General features: G+C 39.6%; 1 protein-coding gene and 2 pseudogenes. 2 read left to right on the top strand and 1 reads right to left on the bottom strand.

The annotated features are described in order from the left end of the window. Nucleotides 1-223, top strand: a pseudogene (locus CIK04_RS23480) (cation acetate symporter); the annotation flags it as partial. A 260-nt stretch (nucleotides 224-483) separates the two neighbouring features. After that, a complete protein-coding gene (locus CIK04_RS23475; protein WP_128824667.1) occupies nucleotides 484-1,038 on the top strand; it encodes a DUF6795 domain-containing protein in 555 nt (184 codons plus the stop codon). Nucleotides 1,039-1,651: 613 nt separating this feature from the next. Here the strand turns inward: CIK04_RS23475 and CIK04_RS23470 are convergent. Further along, a pseudogene (locus tag CIK04_RS23470) lies at nucleotides 1,652-2,170 on the bottom strand (response regulator); the annotation flags it as partial.

Below are 2,170 nucleotides of genomic sequence, written 5' to 3'. Positions count from 1 at the left end.
AGAAGATGAACAAAGAAGGCGCTATCACAGGTATGTTGGCAGGTATTACCTTTACTGCGGCTTACATTGTTTACTTCAAGTTCATTAACCCAGCAGCGAGCACACCGGATAACTGGTTGTTCGGTATCAGCCCAGAGGGCATTGGTACACTCGGTATGTGTCTGAACTTTGTGGTAGCGATTGTAGTGAACAAATTCACTGCCAGAAGTACCAGCAGACGTAACAAGAAATGGTTGAGTCTATCCGCTACCCGAAAGGAGCTGGCGCAGCGCACGACCATTAATCCACACTTAAGAGCTTTATTGTAGGGATTAAGCTCCGAGGAAACGCAAAGCCGATAGCAACTGCATCGGCTTTTTTTAACTAAAATATGAGATCTATTAATTACACAACAACTCAGATACGTGTCCAAAAACGAACAACTAGCTTTATTCCTCAAAAAAACATTCGCTATATTAAGCTCCATTTATCAGCGGAAGAATAATGAACACCACTCAGTTAATGGCAGCACTACTCTTCATTTCTTTCCCACTAACAAGCCAAGGTAATATGTTGAGTATTTTTGATTTCTTTAAAAAGAATGAGTATGTCTTAAGTCCAGAGATCTCTGGACACCTTACTCAAGACGGACAAGCATTTTCGCATAGAGACGTTTATCTTGAAGGCGGATTCTTAAAACATCGATATAACGATAAGACACAAACCGATCTGAATGGCTATTTTCATTTTGAGCCTATGGTTCATGCTCAGTGGCTGAAGAAATCCCCGTTAAATCAGGCTTATTCTTATATTGGTATTTACATTTTAATTGAAAATGAAAAGACATATCTATGGGAATCCATATTGGGATACGAACAACCATTTAATTTTATTAAAAACAACTTAAATAACCTTAATTGCAACATCAGCACACCTGATTATCTCTACTATTTAAAACCTGTAGTACCTAATGGCGTTGATTTGATGCTACTAAGCAGATGTGAAATTAAGGGATATAAACGTAGAGAAAAAAACAAGAAGAATAAATTATTAATCTAGTGATAATTCCTTATTTTTAACCATCTCATGTCAGGTCTATGCTATGGATATAGTTAAACAAGACATATATGACTTAACACCAAAAATTCACGGGAGAATTTTTAATCATGGTATCCCTGTTATAAACATTGAAGTTACTTTAGAAATCAGTGCTCTGAATGACACAAAAGAACTAAAAACACACACTAACCAAAATGGTGAGTTCATTTTGAAGCTGTCAGTATTTCAACAATAAAGACATCAAGTATGTTTGACCAAAAATGGTCAGCACATCATTAACCATAAACGTGGCCTGAATATACATATTTATGGCGTTCATATTTACCTGGATATAACATACTTACTTTTATGTCAGAAAATTTATCCAATCTCATTTGCGACATTAATTCAAAAGAGAAATATTTTATATTTGACGGTATGAAAAAAAATCATGACGGATATGAAGTCCATACTATCTGCGACCTTCATGGGGCTTTAGAGTCAGGATATATAGAGGATTAGGCAGGTGAGCATTATTGGCGTATAAACACAACTTTTTTTCTTAGCCAAAGACATTCAAAAAGAGCTGCCATTTTAATACCAAACATGGCTAGCTCTTTTTACAGAAGGCGCCTTACGCCACTCGATTCAACACCGCTCTCAGCTTGAGCGGTTTAACGGTTGGCATAAGCTAAAGCCATTGGCTTTGATGCCTTGCATCATATCATCGGTGCGGTCGGCGCTGATGATCACCCCTTCAAAACGGCTGCCCAATCTAAGCTTACATTGCTGGAGCACTTCTAAACCTGTGCGACCTTCATCAAGACGATAGTCGGAGAAAATCACATCCGGATGCCAGCCACCGTCCAGTGCTTTCAAACTTTGCACAATGTCAGTAGCGGTTTYYACTTCACRMCCCCAACGCGCCAAAAGATTCTCCATACCAACCAAAATATCGGGGCTCATTATCGACACACAGAATACGTAAGTGACTTAACTCAGATTGCGCTTGGGGCAGGCTCCGCCATTGGCAACGCTTGCACTTGCTGGGGCACGATCCAAAGTTATAGAGAACACACTGCCGCGGCCATGCCATGAACGCATCGAAAATCTCATGCCCCAACACTTGCGCGATGCCTTTGGAAATAGCCAG

This window comes from Vibrio sp. 03_296 (assembly GCF_002265885.1).
Note: the sequence above shows the minus strand (reverse complement) of the source record. Positions and strands in the feature narration are given on the sequence as shown.

What these genes read in the sequence shown, in the direction of transcription:
- CIK04_RS23475 (WP_128824667.1), top strand. Translation starts at nt 484, where the DNA reads ATGAACACCACTCAGTTAATGGCAGCACTACTCTTCATTTCTTTCCCA.